Source organism: Arthrobacter sp. Dra40 (assembly GCF_059091905.1).
In genome coordinates this window covers 1-479 of the sequence record NZ_JBNHHB010000565.1, presented here as the reverse complement: position 1 = coordinate 479, position 479 = coordinate 1, and the positions used below count along the sequence as shown (strand labels likewise).

1 protein-coding gene is annotated in these 479 nt (G+C 67.4%); it reads right to left on the bottom strand.

The window, feature by feature from the left end:
• On the bottom strand, positions 1 to 479 hold a 479-nt coding region (locus tag AC5RWT_RS38010), incomplete at both ends, for a thiolase family protein (RefSeq protein WP_494084708.1).

The following is a 479-nucleotide window of genomic DNA, read 5'->3' as shown; positions in this document are numbered from 1 at the left end:
TTCCTCTGCGGTCTCCGGCATGGAATAGGTCATCTTGCCGCCGCGGCTGAGGTCCCCCTTGGCGAAGCGCTGGTTGACGAAGCGCCAGCCGATAGAGGTGTCGAAGATTTCGCCCGGCTTGGCGAAGGCCTTGGCCGGCTTCTCCTGGACCCACGGTGCGCGGCTCATTGACTCCACACCGCCGGCGACGACGATATCCGCCGCCCCCGCCTTGATCATGTGGGACGCCTGAATGATCGCGCTGAGGCCGGACGCACACAGCCGGTTGACGGTGATGCCCGGTACGTGGTCCCCGTAGCCGGCCAGCAGCCAGGCCATGCGGGCCACGTTGCGGTTTTCCTCGCCGGCACCGTTCGCATTGCCGAGGATGACTTCTTCGACGGCGTCCGGATCGATGCCGGCCCGGGCCACTGCTTCCTGGACGACCAACGCCGCCAGATCGTCGGGACGGACCGCGGACAGTGCGCCTCCGTAGCGGC